This is a genomic window from Shewanella olleyana (genome assembly GCF_023283825.1).
In the GTDB taxonomy this organism is placed as follows: domain Bacteria; phylum Pseudomonadota; class Gammaproteobacteria; order Enterobacterales; family Shewanellaceae; genus Shewanella; species Shewanella olleyana.
In genome coordinates this window covers 1-16,890 of record NZ_JAKILD010000030.1, presented here as the reverse complement: position 1 = coordinate 16,890, position 16,890 = coordinate 1, and the positions used below count along the sequence as shown (strand labels likewise).

9 protein-coding genes and 2 tRNA genes are annotated in these 16,890 nt (G+C 40.9%); 6 read left to right on the top strand and 5 right to left on the bottom strand.

Features of this window, described 5'->3' with window-relative positions:
- Nucleotides 1–12 precede the first annotated feature (12 nt).
- From L2735_RS17555 to L2735_RS17545, 3 genes are all read left to right on the top strand, one after another.
- On the top strand, nucleotides 13–1,131 hold the full coding sequence (locus L2735_RS17555; RefSeq protein ID WP_248985942.1) for an S-methyl thiohydantoin desulfurase family protein: 1,119 nt from the start codon (nucleotides 13–15) through the stop codon (nucleotides 1,129–1,131).
- A 654-nt stretch (nucleotides 1,132–1,785) separates the two neighbouring features.
- Nucleotides 1,786–4,761 carry a TonB-dependent receptor gene (locus L2735_RS17550; RefSeq protein WP_248985941.1) on the top strand — a complete coding sequence of 992 codons (2,976 nt, stop codon included), beginning with the start codon at nucleotides 1,786–1,788 and terminating at the stop codon, nucleotides 4,759–4,761.
- 345 nt (nucleotides 4,762–5,106) lie between these two features.
- Entirely contained in the window at nucleotides 5,107–5,988 is an 882-nt protein-coding gene (locus tag L2735_RS17545) for an NAD(P)-dependent oxidoreductase (RefSeq protein ID WP_248985940.1), read from the top strand.
- Between the two features lie 249 nt (nucleotides 5,989–6,237).
- On the opposite strand, the gene L2735_RS17540 is transcribed toward L2735_RS17545, so the two are convergent.
- Together L2735_RS17540 and L2735_RS17535 are read right to left on the bottom strand one after the other, a co-directional pair.
- Entirely contained in the window at nucleotides 6,238–6,840 is a 603-nt protein-coding gene (locus L2735_RS17540) for a glutathione S-transferase family protein (RefSeq protein ID WP_283104695.1), read from the bottom strand.
- Between the two features lie 75 nt (nucleotides 6,841–6,915).
- On the bottom strand, nucleotides 6,916–10,338 hold the full coding sequence (locus L2735_RS17535) for a hybrid sensor histidine kinase/response regulator (protein ID WP_248985939.1): 3,423 nt from the start codon (nucleotides 10,336–10,338) through the stop codon (nucleotides 6,916–6,918).
- Between the two features lie 186 nt (nucleotides 10,339–10,524).
- Between L2735_RS17535 and acs the strand changes: the two genes are divergently transcribed.
- The 3 genes from acs to L2735_RS17520 all read left to right on the top strand — a co-directional run bounded on the left by acs (nucleotide 10,525) and on the right by L2735_RS17520 (nucleotide 14,795).
- Entirely contained in the window at nucleotides 10,525–12,477 is a 1,953-nt protein-coding gene (gene acs, locus L2735_RS17530; RefSeq protein ID WP_248985938.1) for an acetate--CoA ligase, read from the top strand.
- 227 nt (nucleotides 12,478–12,704) lie between these two features.
- A complete protein-coding gene (gene radD, locus L2735_RS17525) occupies nucleotides 12,705–14,462 on the top strand; it encodes a DNA repair helicase RadD (protein ID WP_248985937.1) in 1,758 nt (585 codons plus the stop codon).
- 72 nt (nucleotides 14,463–14,534) lie between these two features.
- On the top strand, nucleotides 14,535–14,795 hold the full coding sequence (locus L2735_RS17520) for a GrxA family glutaredoxin (RefSeq protein ID WP_055026330.1): 261 nt from the start codon (nucleotides 14,535–14,537) through the stop codon (nucleotides 14,793–14,795).
- A gap of 113 nt (nucleotides 14,796–14,908) precedes the next feature.
- Here the strand turns inward: L2735_RS17520 and L2735_RS17515 are convergent, their stop codons facing one another.
- From L2735_RS17515 to L2735_RS17505, 3 genes are all read right to left on the bottom strand, one after another.
- A complete protein-coding gene (locus L2735_RS17515) occupies nucleotides 14,909–16,060 on the bottom strand; it encodes a DcaP family trimeric outer membrane transporter (RefSeq protein ID WP_248985936.1) in 1,152 nt (383 codons plus the stop codon).
- Between the two features lie 402 nt (nucleotides 16,061–16,462).
- Nucleotides 16,463–16,538, bottom strand: a tRNA-Lys gene (locus L2735_RS17510).
- 144 nt (nucleotides 16,539–16,682) lie between these two features.
- Nucleotides 16,683–16,758 (bottom strand) — tRNA-Lys (locus L2735_RS17505).
- Nucleotides 16,759–16,890 lie beyond the last annotated feature (132 nt).

Genomic DNA, 16,890 nt, shown 5'->3' with positions numbered 1-16,890 from the left:
AGAGATGTAACGATGAAAACACTGACTCGATTAGACTTATCTGACATATTGCACGGTTGCGCTATCTTAGGAACGGGTGGCGGCGGTGAGCTTGATGAAGGGTTTTATTATATCGATAAAGCGATAGCAGAAGGTAAAACTTTTAATCTGGTTAGTGTTGATGAAGTGCCAACAGGCAAAAAAATATGTACCCCGTATATGCTCGGCGCATTAACGCCAATGTCAGAGGAAGAAGAATTACAATATAAGCGTCTGCCAAAATGTGCAGATTCATCGATTATGACAGCTTTTAAACGTCTTGAAAAATACACTGGCGATGAGTTTTACGGCACAATTTGTTGTGAGCTAGGTGGTTCAAATACCGCTATCTCGTTCTACGTTGCTGCGATGGCTAATGGTTATATCATTGATGCTGATGTCGCAGGAAGAGCAGTGCCAGAGATAACCCACTCAACTTACTATTTTAATGATATCCCTGCGGCGCCGATTGTCACTGCCAATGAATTTGGTGAGTGTTTTATTTGTGAAAACGTCATAGATGACTTACGCGCAGAAAGTGTTGTGCGTGCATTATCTATGATAAGTCGCAATGATATTGCCGCCATAGATCATGCAATGCCCATCGAGCAAGTCAAAGATGCCGTCATAAAAGGCACGATTTCTAAGTCATTAGCCATTGGCCAGGCTTATCGTCTAGCCAAAGAACAAAATAAAGATATTGCAACTGAGATAGCAAGCCACGGTGAAGGTTATGTGGCATTCAGAGGTGTAGTCTCTGATTTTAACTTTAACACCCAAGATGGTTTTACCATTGGTGAAGTCTTTATTGACGGAACGGGCGAATTTATTAAAAACCGTTACCATATTGAAGTTAAGAACGAGAACCTTGTGGCCAGACTCAATGATGTAGTTGATGTTACCATCCCTGACTTAATTTGCTGCTTAGACATGGATAGCCTAACCCCTATTACCAATCCAAATTTCAATAAACAAATGAATGTGGCCATTGTAGTACTTCCTGCACCTAAAGAGTTCACCACTGAGCGTGGGCTTTCCGCTTTTGGGCCTGCCTATGTAGGGATTGATAGCCCTTACCAGCCCGCTGTGGCCCGTTATTTAGCTAATAAATGATCTATATTAAGTGAACTAATTGATTAAACTGTGGAACTTGTTGTTGAGTTCCGCACTGCACTCTTCAGCAACTCATTAACAATTCTTTGCTTACTGCACCAATACGTTTTCTACAAACAGATTTGTTAGATTATTACGATATTTAGCATTCCCACCCGAACTCAAACTTTATCAACCCAACTCAAGCTACTGTTTTATTGAGCTTTAATTTCAAACCTACAAATCAATCTGATTTTTAATTATTTTAAATCACGACTAAACCTGTAAGTTTTATTACAAAAACAGCCCCAACTTGTATTACCAATATTTAACTTGAGATATGACCAAAATTAACATAATCCTACTAAAAATATCAAACCACCATACCTACAACCCATTACGACCAATTAAATAAAACATTTAAAAACAAACAGTTAGCTCCAAAAGAAGTTCGTATCCATAGCCCATTCAAACGCTAGCCAAGCACAAGGCCCATCGTTCACTAATAGAAACAAACAGAACAAAACTAGACCTTGGTATACCAATGTAACCACTTTGGTAATAATAAGTTGCATTCGATTTTCTACTGTTATATAAATGTTACTGTTGATAAAAACAACAACAATTGGTCATACCAAAGTTTAACCTTGGCCGAAAACAATTTTTGGGGAAATTATGAAGCTGAATAAAATAAGCGCCATGTTTAGTGACGCTAAAAGTAAAGCGACAAATGTATCGATCTTCGGAGCGACCTTAACCGCTTTACTCACTATGCCAGCCTTTGCTGCCGAGCCAGCAACTGAAGCAGACACGAGTGAAATAGAGGTTATTGCAGTTAAAGGTATCTTCGGTAGTTTGAAAGCGGCTAACTTAATGAAACGAACTGATGATCGTATCGTTGACGCTATTGTTGCTGAAGACATTGGTAAACTACCAGATAACAACATTGCAGAAGCTTTACAACGTATTACTGGTGTTTCAATTGGTACTGACTTTGGTGTTGGTGAGTCTGTCACAATTCGTGGTGTATCAGAAAACCTTGTCCTACTTAATGGCCGTTCAACTGCTGGCGCTGGTCGTGGTGGTATCGGTTTAGATGACTTCCCATCTAGCTTCTTAAAAACGGTTGAAGTGATTAAATCGCCTACTCCAGAAATGATTGAAGGTGCCTTGGGGGGTACTGTCAACATGAAAACGATTCGCCCATTAGAGCTTTCAGAGCCTCTAGTAGCGATTACGTTAGACGGTGAGTACGCTGATAAAACAGAAAATACGGCACCTAATTTTTCTATGGGTATTGGTAATAACTGGGACTTAGGTGATGCGGGTTCTTTCGGTGCTTCAGCTAACTTAGCTTATTTAGATCGTGAATTACGCCGTGATGAATTTTTTAGCAAAGTAGATTTACAAGACAACATCGACATTGATGGTGACGGTGTTGTTGATGATTCAGGTGGACCAAATGGTAAATACCTGCGTCGTACTCAAAATACAGTAGAACAAAAAACAGAAGAACGTGAACGAACTGCTTATGGTATCTCTCTACAGTGGGAACCTGTAAGTGCAGAAGCGAATATCTATCTTGATTTGAATGCAACTAAGCTTGACGGTGGTCAATCAGCTTACTCTATTCTTGATGTAGGTGGCTCTAGTGTCGCTAGAAGTGATTCTTACTATGATAGTAATGGTGAGCTACATAACTACGATTTAGATGGCGTATTAGTGATTCCAAAAACATGGAGTGACTTCACTACATCAGATACCACTTCACACGCTATTGGTGGTGAATGGTTCTTAACAGATTCAATTGAAATTTCTGCTGAATACTCTTTATCTAAATCAGAAGAAAAACAGACAGCTAACGAGTTTAACCTACGCCCTGTTGAACGTACTGATCCTACAACTGATTTAGTGACGCACACCAGTACCAGTAGCTCATACTCAGGTGGAGGCATTCCAGGTTACATGTATGCTGACTCAGGTATGTTGACTAACCCTGATAACTTAGTTTTCCGTGAATTTTTCCACAAAACACTCGAAACAGATAATGAAGAACAAGCACTTCGCTTTGACTTTAAAATATCTGATATCGGTGTAGATTGGGTTTCAGCTGTTAAAGCCGGTGTTCGCTTTACAGACCGTGATTACACAGCTAACCGTTTTGATCTTAAGCCAATTAATGGTAACACCACGTTAAAAGATTCATACAAAAAAGCCGTTGATGACAATGGTAACTTTGCGCCAATCTGGATTGATAATGCCCTTCTTAGCGACAGCATGAACATCGTTAATCTTAATAACTCGTTTGACCAAACAGGTGTCAACGGCCAAAACGATTTATTAACATACAATGTTTATGATGCTGACCAACTTCAAAATACAGAAGCAACTTATGAGCTTGTTAAGCAAATGCTTGAAGGTACTTCTTATGCTATGAATGGTACTTTAGCCGACAACATGGTTGAAGATAACGGTGCATATAAAGAAATTAATGAGAAAACTAGCGCAATTTACGCTCAATTCCATTTAGATTTTGAAGACTTAACTGCAGTATTTGGTGGTCGTTATATTCAAACAGAACTTGAATCTAGTGTTGTTGCATCAGTAGACGCTGATGGTAATAAAGTACTAGATACAGGTAAAAATGATTATTCAGATTTCCTACCTAGCTTAAACGTGACGTACACACTAACCGAAGAAACCTTAATGCGTTTCGCAGCGGCTAAAGTAATGCGCCGTGCAGACTTTGATGAATTAAGCCCAGCATTAACAATCGATAACTCGTTAGTAACCGGTACTCAAGGTTCTTACCAACTTGAGCCGTACCGCGTAACGCAATACGATTTCTCAGTAGAGCACTACTTTGGAGACGGTGGTATCGTTTCTGCAGCGCTTTTCTATAAAGATGTTAACTCGTTTACTCAAACTGACAGCAGCTGTCTAGCTGATGCAAGTACGGTATCAGGTCAGAACACCACTGAGTGGGGTAACATTTGTTTACTCGACACAGCAGGTCAAAGCCAAGGCGATGTTAACTTTGCCACTGAAGCCCAAGGTTTAGCTTATGTTGATCAACAAAAAGCAGCAGGTCAAACTGGTATTGTCATTGATACTGATGTCAATGGTGGTAGCGGTGAAGTTAGAGGTTTAGAGCTTGGTTATCAGCAACAATTTACCTTCTTACCTGGTTTCTGGTCTGGTTTTGGTGTTAATGCCAACTATACCTATGCTGATAGTGAACAGCCTGACGGTAACCCTCTTCTAAATATTTCAGAAAATACGGCTAACGGTCAAATTTACTGGGAAAATGAAGATCTACAGTTCCGTTTAGCATACAACTGGCGCGACCGTTACTTATATTCACAAGCTGAAAAACGTGTTCAAACAGTCGGTGCTTTAGGTTATAACGTATTTAACCAAAATGACCCTACTGCTGAAAACTTTGATGCAACTGTAGGTAACAACTACCGTGAAGCACGTGGTCAGTTTGATTTCTCAGCAAGCTGGGATATCAATGAACACTTTGCAGTTGTCGGTAACGTAGTAAACTTAACTGGTGAGCCAATTGAGTACACAACTGAGCTGGGTTCTGTATGGAAATACAGTGAATCAGATCGTCGTTACACGCTAGGTCTACGCGCTAGATTCTAATTTAGCCGCACCTTTGAAGAGAGCCTATTTTAACATTTAATGGGCTCTCTTAATTAAACACAATAGCCACACCACTTTGTTTACTTCAAAAAACAACCAACATCACAAAATCACAAATTGGTAAACCAATTAATAAAATTGGTCAGTAATAGTTTGGCTTTACAGTCTTATTGTAATACAATTAAAAAATCAGAAGTAAGTAAAGAATTCGTACCATTAATTTGAATATATAAAGACAGCGTTATTAATAGCTGGTGCTTTATATAAATTACTTAGCACGCCTATCCTTGATGCTTATTGTTTTAGCATTTAGATAGCATTTACCAAAATATTTAGGAGTTAGATATGACAAAACCTGTCATTGGTTTCATCGGACTTGGCCTTATGGGCGGCAACATGGTTGAAAACCTTCAAACACGTGGTTACCAAGTTAACGTAATGGATCTTAGCCAAGATGCAGTTGATGCTGTTCTTGCTCGTGGTAATGCTACACAATTCACTTCAGCTAAAGAATTAGCGGCAGCAAGTGACATTGTTCAGTTCTGTTTAACAACTTCAGCTGTAGTTGAAAAAATTGTTTACGGTGATGACGGTGTTTTAGCCGGTATCAAAGAAGGTTCTGTATTAGTTGATTTCGGTACATCTATCCCAGCTTCTACTAAGAAGATTGGTGCAGCACTTGCTGAAAAAGGTGCTGGCATGATTGATGCTCCTTTAGGTCGCACACCTGCACACGCTAAAGACGGTCTGTTAAACATCATGGCTGCTGGTGACATGGATACATTCAACAAGGTTAAGCCTCTTTTAGAAGAGCAAGGCGAGAATGTATTCCACTTAGGTGCACTTGGCGCGGGCCACACAACTAAACTAATCAACAACTTCATGGGCATGACTACAGTTGCGACTATGTCTCAAGCCTTTGCTGTTGCAAAACTAGCTGGTGTTGATGGTCAACAACTGTTTGATATCATGTCTGCAGGCCCTTCAAACTCACCATTCATGCAGTTCTGTAAGTTTTACGCTGTAGATGGCGAAGAAAAGTTAGGTTTCTCTGTAGCTAACGCTAACAAAGACCTTGGTTACTTCCTTGCAATGTGTGAAGACCTAGGTACTAAGTCTCTTATCGCTCAAGGTACTTCAACTAGCTTACAAGAAGCTGTTGATGCTGGTATGGGTCAGAATGACGTACCAGTTATTTTTGATTACTTCACTAAGTTAGAGAAGTAATTTAAAACTGTCCTGATTAAAAAACCTTACTGATATTAATACTGCTTTGCAGTGTCACTCAGTAAGGTTTTTTTATGCCTAAAGGTTAACGATTTGGCTAAAGCTTGCCAAATATTGACTGACTAAATAGCTTCCATAGATAAAAGAGTTTTTAAACTAAGACGGCTTTACCCTTCAATTGACCCATACCTTAATCCGTTATTTGTTAGTTAAGCATGTGTTAGCCGAACACGTGTTATACAAGCTGTGTTAACCAAACATGCTCACATATCCCTTTTGCTTAGATACCTGCTCTAACCATTTATTAATATTGGGATAATGAATTAAATCGAAGCCCCCTTCATGTGCAACGTGGGTATAGGCGTAAAGTGCAATATCAGCCAAGGTAAACTGCGAGCCAATCACGAAAGGTTTATCAGATAATTGCTCATTGAGTAACGTCAGAATTTGCCCTCCTTTAGCGTGTAAGGCTTCATATTCAGACTGGCGTTCTGCTGGCATATTTTGATATAGCTGAATGAACCTTGCTACTGCTATACATGGCTCATGGGTATACTGTTCGTAAAACATCCATTGATACATCAAAGCTTTATCAAATTCATCATTAGGTATAAGCATCGAGTCTTTGGCTAGGTAACCAATGATGGCATTAGATTCAGCAAGCACTCGACCATCAGCTAATTCAATAATGGGCAGCTTGCCCTGAGGGCTTTTAGCCAAGAACTCAGCTGTTTTAGTTTCGCCTTTCATCAAATCAACATTTTGCCACTGATAATTAATATTAAGCAGGTTAAGCGTCAATTTGATTTTGTAGCAATTACCTGACTTTTCATCACCATATACTGTAATCATTTCGCATCCCTTTCACACCAGTTTGACGACTGTTATAACGAGCAAGCTTACTTCACTAACCTTACTTCACTAGCCTTACTTCACTAAACTGGAAATAAGTGCTCTCAATGCCGCAGGTTTCACCATTTTCGCCATGTAGTGATAACCGCGCTTTTGAACATCGTCAACTAAATCCTTGTTAGTATTAGCAGTAATCAAGATCCCAGGTAAATGCTCACCATATCGAGAACGGATCCCGTCCATAGCATCAACACCATTTTCATCGTTATCCAAATGGTAATCGGCTAATACAATATCTGGTGCCACCCCTTTTAGGCCAAGCTTAATGCGCGCATCGGCCAAATCAGTTGCGCATACAACCTCACATTTCCAGCGGGTTAATAAGCTCTCAAGCCCTGCTAGAATGGCCTCTTCGTTATCAATACATAACACTTTAACCCCTGCTAAAGGCTGGGTTAATGTTAGCGCAGGTTTAACAACTTTCTCACTTACCGTCTCGCCAAGAGGCACTATGATTGAAAACACGGATCCTTGGCCTAGCTTTGAAGTTACTTGGATTTGATGGTCGAGTACTTTACTGATCCTATCGGCAATCGCTAACCCTAATCCCAAGCCACTGACATTGCGACTACTAGGATGATTGAGTCGTTTAAACTCTTTAAAAATTTCTTCAGTTTCATTCTCATCAATACCACAGCCGGTATCTAGCACTTGTATTTCGATAAAGTCACCACGGCGGCGACAACCTAACAACACTTGACCGCCTTTGGCGTAACGATAAGCGTTAGTGAGGAAATTTTGTAAAATCCGCCTTAATAGCGATAAGTCAGAATTAATCGTGGCATTACAAGGCATCATGTTAAATCGAATTTGATTATCTTTAGCCATCGCTTCAAATTCGACTGCTATACCATTTAACAGCTCGCCTAATGCAAAATCTCGACGATTGACCTCCACCATTCCTGAATCTAATTTTGATATATCCAATAAATCCGTTAATAACTCTCCAGCGGTGCGAAGTGAGTTATTAATATGAGAAATAGTCGTTTTACCTTCCAAATCTAAATCAGGGTATTGGGCCAAAGACGCAGTAAATAAACGCGCCGCATTTAATGGCTGCATTAAGTCATGACCGACAGCGGCTAAGAATCGACTTTTGGAGGCATTTGCGAGTTCTTCCTGTGCTTTGGCTTCTAGCAGTTCACTGTTAAGCATTGCCAGCTCATAGGTACGCTCTTGAACCCGCGACTCTAGCGTTTCATTCGCTTCAATTAAGGCTTTCTCTTGTTGGCGATACTGAGTAATGTCAGTAAAGGTCATGACAAAGCCGCCATCAGGCATTGGGTTACCTTGGATTTTTATGACCTTACCGTCACGGCGTTGGCGCTCTGAGGTATGTGCGCTACCATTTCGCATATGTTGCACACGAATTTCAACTTGTGTTTCGATGTCGCCTTCGCCGCAATAGCCTCTTGCAGCATTAAAACGAACCACCTCACTGATAGGCATCCCCTGCTGTAAAAAGTCATCAGGATAGTCGTACAACTCAGAGTATTTAAAGTTCCATGCCACCAGGTTTAAGTCTTTATCGACAACACTCATCCCTTCATAAGCATGCTCAATAGCGCCTCGCAGCATATCTTGGCTTAAGATGATTTTTGATGACGCCTCATCAACTAAGCTAAATACTTCATCAAGCGCTAAATCGCGGCCTTGTAGAACAGAATCCATCACCAATGAAGCACTCGATGCACCAAGGACACCAGCAAGCATATGTTCGGTATGAGAAATCAAAGGCTCCCCAGCCACTTTATGCCAAGAATCACTGCGCACAGCATCAGGAGAAAATTTACTAAAGCTTTCGTATGCTCGTGTAGGGCTGACAAATCGACTGGCCAGAATGAGTAAATCTTGTTGCGAAATCGCGCCATGCTTACGGTTTGAATCCTTTTTATCCCCCTGCTTATTCACCCCTGGATTAATAAAGTGACTGGCTTGAATGCGTTCAGCAACACCTGCTCTAAACCACAACGAGCCCAAGATATAACAAATGACATTGGCAACCAGTGCAATTAATGTATCAGCAACTTCCGGGCTGATTGAAGCAAGTAAACCGGTATCACCACCAAGACCTACACTGCCTTCAAATAAGATATAACACCACAGAGAAAAGCCTACAGCTAAGCCCAAAAACACCCCTGAGCGATTACCATATTTCCAATACATACCGCCCAATAAAGCGGGAGCTAACTGTGCAAATGCACCAAAAGATAATTGGCCAAGGTGTGATAACGACTCACTATTTCCAAACAATAAATAGCTTAAATATCCTAGGGCCAAAATGATGACGATGGCTAAGCGGCGAGCATTTAATAAAAATCGTGCAAATTGATTAAAGTTGGTGCCGCTAACACGCCCTGTACGCAGCATAAAAGGCACTAGCCATTCGTTACTTATCATCACACTAATCGTCACTACCGCCACAATGACCATACCTGTTGCAGCTGACAAAGTACCCAATAGTGCAATAACAGCCAGCACAGGCTGATCCAATGCAAGAGGCAAGTTAATCACGTAAGTATCAGCAGCAACACTATCACCTAATAATAAGGTGCCAGCCAATGCCAGCGGCGCAACGAATAGTCCGAACATGGCTAAATAAAGCGGAAAAATCCAACGCGCTTTGTTAAGTACCGCTTCTTCAGCACACTCAACCACCATCACATGGAATTGGCGAGGCATACACATAAAGGCCGCGATACCCACTAACATTTCAGGTAGAAATGACACAACATTCAAGCTGCCATTTTTAATGATATCTTTGTCTGATGCTTGCTGCCAAATATCACCAAAGCCATCAAAGTAGATATAGGTAATCACAAAACCAACGATCAAGAATGCCGCCAGTTTCACCAATGACTCGAATGCAATGGCCACCATCATCCCTGGGTTATGTTCTGTGGCATCCAGTTTTCGGGTGCCAAATAAAATGGCAAAAATAGCTAAAATAAAAGTAATCAATAATGGAACGCTAACCGCACTTAACGGCTGGTCGTCTGGTTGGAATAAATTTAAACTGAACACCATCGCTTTAAGTTGTAAAGCGATGTAAGGCATGATGCCGAATAATGCTATCAGCGTAACAATGGCTGCAAGGGTTTGAGATTTGCCATATCGCGCAGCAATAAAATCCGCAACTGAGGTGATATTTTGTGCTTTAGAGATAATCACCATCTTGCGCAACACCCCAAAACCTAGGGTGAAAACTAAGATGGGGCCTAAATAAATAGGTAAGAAAGACCATAAATCGGTTGCAGACTGACCAACGGTGCCTAAAAAGCTCCAAGAAGAACAATAAACCGCTAGACTTAAGCCGTATATCCACACTTGCACTTTTTTGGTGATCTTACTAAACCACCGCTCAGCACCCCACGCTAAGATAAACAGTAAAGAAACATAGCAAATTGCAATGACAGCAACGACTAAGGTCAAATTCATGGTGTTCTCTTCTTATTATTTTTGCTTAATAATCAGGCAATAAATCTGTATCAATTTGGTGCCATGCTAACATGCGCAACAGGTTAAATATTAAGGATATTTTAAAACTAGACCAAGGTCTAATAGTGTTAACCTCACCTTGCAGACGATACTTTCGTAACGCTAAATTCGACAAAGGGAAGCCATATGAGCTCGCAGTCTCTCTATAAAGTACCAGCAGATTTCGCAACCAACGCACTGGTAGACAATGATACCTATAAGAAAATGTACCAAGAATCTGTGGTAAATCCAGAAGGTTTTTGGAGAGAACACGGTAAGCGTATTGATTGGATCAAACCCTACACCAAAATTAAGAAAACCTCCTTTGATGATCATAACCTATCAATCAACTGGTTTTATGATGGAACATTAAACGCTTCCGCTAACTGTTTAGACCGTCACCTAGAACAAAATGGCGACCGTGTTGCTATTATTTGGGAAGGCGATGATGCCAGCGAGCAGCGCAAAATAACCTATCGCGAACTTCATACTGATGTCTGTAAGTTTGCTAATGCCCTTCGCGGCCAAGGCGTTTGCAAAGGTGACGTCGTTACGATTTATATGCCTATGGTGCCAGAAGCGGCTGTAGCAATGTTAGCCTGTGCCAGAATTGGCGCTGTCCATTCAGTTGTGTTTGGTGGCTTCTCACCTGACTCAATTGCTTCACGCGTTATTGATGGTAACTCAAAAGTCCTCATTACTGCTGATGAAGGTGTTCGCGGCGGTCGTAAAATTCCTCTAAAGCGCAGTATTGATGATGCACTTAATAACCCAGATGTCGATTGCGTCGAAAAAGTCATTGTACTGAACCGAACGGGTGGCGATATTGATTGGGTTGAAGGTCGTGACATTTGGTGGAGCGATGTGATGGCAACAGCCTCAGAGCATTGCCAAGCAGAAGAAATGGGCGCAGAAGACCCGCTATTTTTACTTTATACCTCAGGTTCAACCGGTAATCCCAAAGGTGTGCTTCACACCACTGGTGGTTACATGGTTTACGCATCAATGACTCACGAGTATGTATTTGACTACAAAGAAGGTGAAGTTTACTGGTGTACTGCTGATGTAGGTTGGATTACTGGTCACTCGTACATGGTTTATGGCCCATTAGCTAACGGTGCAACAGTACTTATTCATGAAGGTGTTCCTAACTCCCCAGGCCCTTCTCGTTTAGGTGAAATGATTGACCGCCATAAAGTGAATATCCTCTACACTGCGCCAACATTAATCCGTGCATTAATGGCTGAAGGTAAAGAGCAGTTTGAAGGTTTCGATGGTAGCTCTTTGCGTGTAATGGGCTCAGTGGGTGAACCGATTAACCCAGAAGCATGGCGTTGGTATCACGAAGTGATTGGCCATGAATCTTGCCCAATTGTCGATACTTGGTGGCAAACAGAAACTGGCGGTATTTTAATTAGCCCGTTACCAGGTGCAACTGATGCTAAACCAGGCTCTGCAACTCGTCCTTTCTTTGGCGTGCAACCTGCCTTAGTTGATAACATGGGCAATATTTTAGACGGCGCAGTTGAAGGTAACTTAGTTATTCTTGACTCTTGGCCAGGCCAAATGCGTACCGTATATGGCGATCATGATCGCTTCGCACTGACGTACTTTAAAACATTCAGAGGCATGTACTTCACTGGTGACGGTGCTCGTCGTGATGAAGATGGCTACTACTGGATCACAGGCCGTGTCGATGACGTTATTAATGTTTCAGGTCACCGTTTAGGTACAGCTGAAGTTGAAAGCGCACTGGTTGCACATGAATTAGTTGCAGAAGCTGCAGTTGTTGGTTACCCGCATGACATTAAAGGTCAAGGTATCTACGCTTATGTCACACTGACTAAAGGTGTTGAAGAAACAGAAGAACTTCGTCAAGGCCTTCGTCAATGGGTACGTAAAGAAATTGGCGCCCTAGCAACCCCTGATTTAATTCAATGGGCTGGCGGTTTGCCTAAGACACGTTCGGGTAAAATTATGCGTCGATTCTTACGTAAGATTGCAGCCAACGAAGTGACTAACTTAGGTGATTCTTCAACCCTAGCAGATCCTGCGGTTATCGATACACTTATCGAGTCCCGCTTAAATAAAACCGAATAACACTGACGATTTTGGTCTGTCAGGTTAATCGAACCTTTTACGTCCTACCCACCTAGAGAGTCTTGACCAGATTCTCATTGCCCCCTCAATTGAGGGGGCTTTTTTATGCCCATTATATGGTTTCTACTAAGGTAAAAATCTAATTCACATCCACTTCCATGCTAAAGTAGCTTTTCGCTTATGAGCCAAGCTCATACTTTTAATTCGAGTTAAATAACAAAGATTTTATGCCTGTAGCCATTTCACTGCGTGATTATCAGCAAGATTCTGTCAATGCTGCCATAGCCCACTTTAAAAAGAGTAACGACTCAGCGGTACTCGTCCTACCTACTGGTGCCGGAAAAAGTATCGTCATTGCCGAACTAGCTCGAATAGCAAGAGGTAATGTATTAGTACTAACTCATGTCAAAGAGTTAGTAGCGCAGAATGCCGAAAAAGTAGGTTTATTGACAGAACAAGCCAGTATTTATTCAGCAGGCCTTAATCAAAAAAAAGCCGTTGGTAAAACCGTCGTTGCAAGCGTCCAGTCTGCAGCGCGGTCACCAGAGAAGTTTAAGCAGATCTTTTCTTTAGTAATCATCGATGAGTGTCACAGAGTCAGCAACGATGAGAATAGCCAATATTGGCAGCTACTTGCTCATTTGAAAAAGCAAAATCCACAATTTAAATTATTAGGGTTAACCGCGACACCATATCGCTTAGGTTTAGGTTGGATATACCGACACCACTACCATGGCAAAGTCGGTAATACTGAAAAGCCGATATTTGAACAATGCATTTTTGAATTACCCATGCGGCCTTTGATTAAAAAAGGTTACTTAACAGCACCTAAAATTTTTGATGGCTTAAGTGCTCAATATGACTTTAGCCAAGTGACGCCATCAGAAACTGGCGAATATCCACAAAAAGAAGTCGATGACTTACTCAATCATCAAGGCCGTGCTACCACAGCAATTATCAAGCAAGTACTACAACTTGCAGAGCATCGTAAAGGCGTGCTTATTTTTGCAGCTACAGTGAGACATGCAAAAGAAGTAATAAAGATATTGGCTGACGATGCAGCGTTAATAACTGCTGATACCCCGCATATAGAGCGTGACGACATTATTAGCCGCTTCAAACAGCAGCAGCTAAAGTTCATTGTCAACGTTGCAGTGCTGACAACAGGTTTTGATGCGCCTCATGTTGATTTAATCGCTATATTAAGGCCTACGGCCTCTGTGAGTCTATTTCAGCAAATGATAGGCCGAGGCTTACGCTTAGCCCCTGATAAACAAGACTGTTTGGTGATTGATTATGCTGCAAATGGTTATGATCTATATTTCCCAGAAGTCGGCCAAGTAAAAACAAACAGCAAGTCTGTACCGGTTCAGGTTCATTGTCCTGTTTGTCAATTTGCCAATACCTTTTGGGGGCTAGTTGATGGTGACGGTGATATTGTTGAACATTTTGGTAGACGCTGCCAAGGGCTTATCGAAAATACCCACGATACCCAAAAACATCAATGTGATTTTCGTTTTCGCTCTAAATCGTGCCCGGATTGTGGCGCAGAGAATGACATTGCAGCACGTATCTGTCAGACCTGCCAATCAACGCTTATCGACCCAGACAAACGTTTAAAGCAGGTGCTAGCGTCACAGCATCATCACTTATTTAAATGCCAAGAAATGCTACTTACAGCAGAAGAAAACAAGCTGATAGTTCAATATTATGATATTGATGCCAATGACTTCAAAGAAACTTTCAAAATGGACACGCCAGCCCAGCGGCGCGCTTTATTCGCTATCTTTATCGCGCCCCACTCAAGAACACCGGGAATGAAACACCCACAATATAAAACCCCTCAACAGCTTGTGGCTCAAATCGACAGATTTAAAAAACCAGATTTGCTACTGCTTAAAAAACAAAAACACAAATGGGATTTAGTTGAGAAGTTTTTTGACTATAAAGGTCGTTATAAAACCATTAATGAAAGTAGTTTTTAGCCGAGTTAGCTATAAATTATCAATTCGATAAAACTTATGGTATAAATCGTCAAATCAAAAAAAGGAGTCACTATGTTTGTTGTAATTTTTGGCCGTCCAGGCTGTCCATATTGTGTACGTGCAGTTGAATTATCAGAAAAATTAACTGAACAGCGTGACGGTTTTAAATTCAAATATGTCGATATTCATGCTGAAGGTATTTCTAAAGCTGATTTAGAAAAAACAGTGGGTAAACCTGTTGAAACTGTACCGCAAATCTTCGTAGATGAAGTTCATGTTGGCGGTTACACTGAATTTGAACAATACGTTCGCTCAAATAACTTACTAGGCTAAATCGTACATTACGACAGGCTTATAAATTAAACGAAAAAAGGGTTAATTCGAATGAATTAACCCTTTTTTAATGCAACTTATTCATCGGGAAAAGTTGCTATTTAACATTAATGTTAAAGCACATATTTAGCCGAGAATAAGATACGACTTAAATCACCATCGCTGCCATCTTCTCGTTCGTTCATTGCATACATATATTCAACACCAAACGTGAGTGGCTTAGTTGGTGAATACAGTAGGTTAATATAACTAGAATATGATTCAGCATTCACTTGAGCACTTGATAGCATGGTATCGTTATCAGCTTTAAATGCAGACACCGTTAAACTTGAACGCCACTTGTCATTCCACCAATGACGATAAGCAGCATAACCACCATAAGAACTGATGGTTTGAATTTCTCCTGAAGCATCTAAATTACCTGCATTGGCATAGTTAAGTGCCATATAGCGACCTAAACCCTCACCGTAAGTTGCTGAGAATTTAAAGTCATCGCTGCCAACAGGAATAACACCTGCGATACTGGCCCCGTAGCCCATTTCTGTTGAATCGATAGCATCATTACCCACATTTTGTTCTACATTTAATTGACGTAAAATAGCTGCTAATGAAATCGCTGTGCCACCTTCTGTTTTAAAGTTATAACGTACAACGACATCAGGCACAATCCCGCTACCACTCGTGATACGAGATGCAGTTTGGTACTGATTAACGGTTGTTTCTGGGTTTTCTACTGCTATCTGGAAACCACCATTGGTATAGCGGATCATTGCTTGACGCACAAAAGGGGTACCTTCAGCTGCGCCCACAAAATCTAAGTTTTCAGGCAATGCACCTGGATTTTGGAATGTAGTCCATGTCTGACCGACAGTCCAATTGTCATAGCTTATAAATGCCTGACGGATACGTGGTGAGTAGCTGTTTGACACTCGCTCGTTACCATCGCTATGTGTCATGAAATCTAATTCAATAAAACCTGTTAATTTGTGGCCATCAAAATCTGAAACTGTCATGAAATTAAATCGAGTTTCACGGGCTTGAAAATCGACAACTTGATTGCCATTTCCTTCTTCTCCATAAATAGTACCAGGTACATAAAACTGACGGGATAAATTTCCTGAGTCTGGCGCCCCATTACCATAGTCACTGAACATCACATCAGCTTTCACGTAACCACCAAACTTCATTTCTGTATCTGCATAACTAACATTACTTAATGCCAGCATCGAGATACCAATTGCTAAACTCAATTTTGCTTGTTTCATCATGCTCTCCCTGTTCTTATCATCCATTGCAATATGACCTACATAACAAACAAGCAACATTAGCAATAGGTCTATTAGACAAAAGTAGATGAGGAAAGGCTAAAATGGATTAACTAGGAAGATTAGGAACTAAAGCAAGCTATTAAAAGGTATAAGGTTTACTTGCAAATGCAGGTTAGAGCTCAGAAGGTAAATTACCATTTAAAAACAGCACTTAAGATTGACAAGTAAAGTTTGACAAAAACAAAGTATTAATAGCTAATTAAAAAACTAGGTTTTATTTGACTATAACTTTATTCATAACAGACAAAGAAAGAGATAGAGATAGAGATAGAGAAGAATAATGGTTTACTTGAAAGATTCTGAATTAAAGCCAAACAGGCAATCTCACTTTCAGAAAAGTGGTGGGTCGTGAAGGATTCGAACCTTCGACCAATTGGTTAAAAGCCAACTGCTCTACCAACTGAGCTAACGACCCATCTAGTTTCATTAAAACTTATGTCTTAATTGGAGAGAAAGCCAACTGTCTATTCTTGTTAACAAGAGCACAAACAACTGAGCTAACAACCCATCTAGGTTTTGTTTCTAAATCTATGCCTGACAGGCAACACTTTCAGAGAAGTGGTGGGTCGTGAAGGATTCGAACCTTCGACCAATTGGTTAAAAGCCAACTGCTCTACCAACTGAGCTAACGACCCATCTGGTTTTCGTAATGATGTATTACGTCTGAATCAAAGCCTAACTGGCAATCTCACTTTCAGAAAAGTGGTGGGCTGTGAAGGATTCGAACCTTCGACCAATTGGTTAAAAGCCAACTGCTCTACCAACTG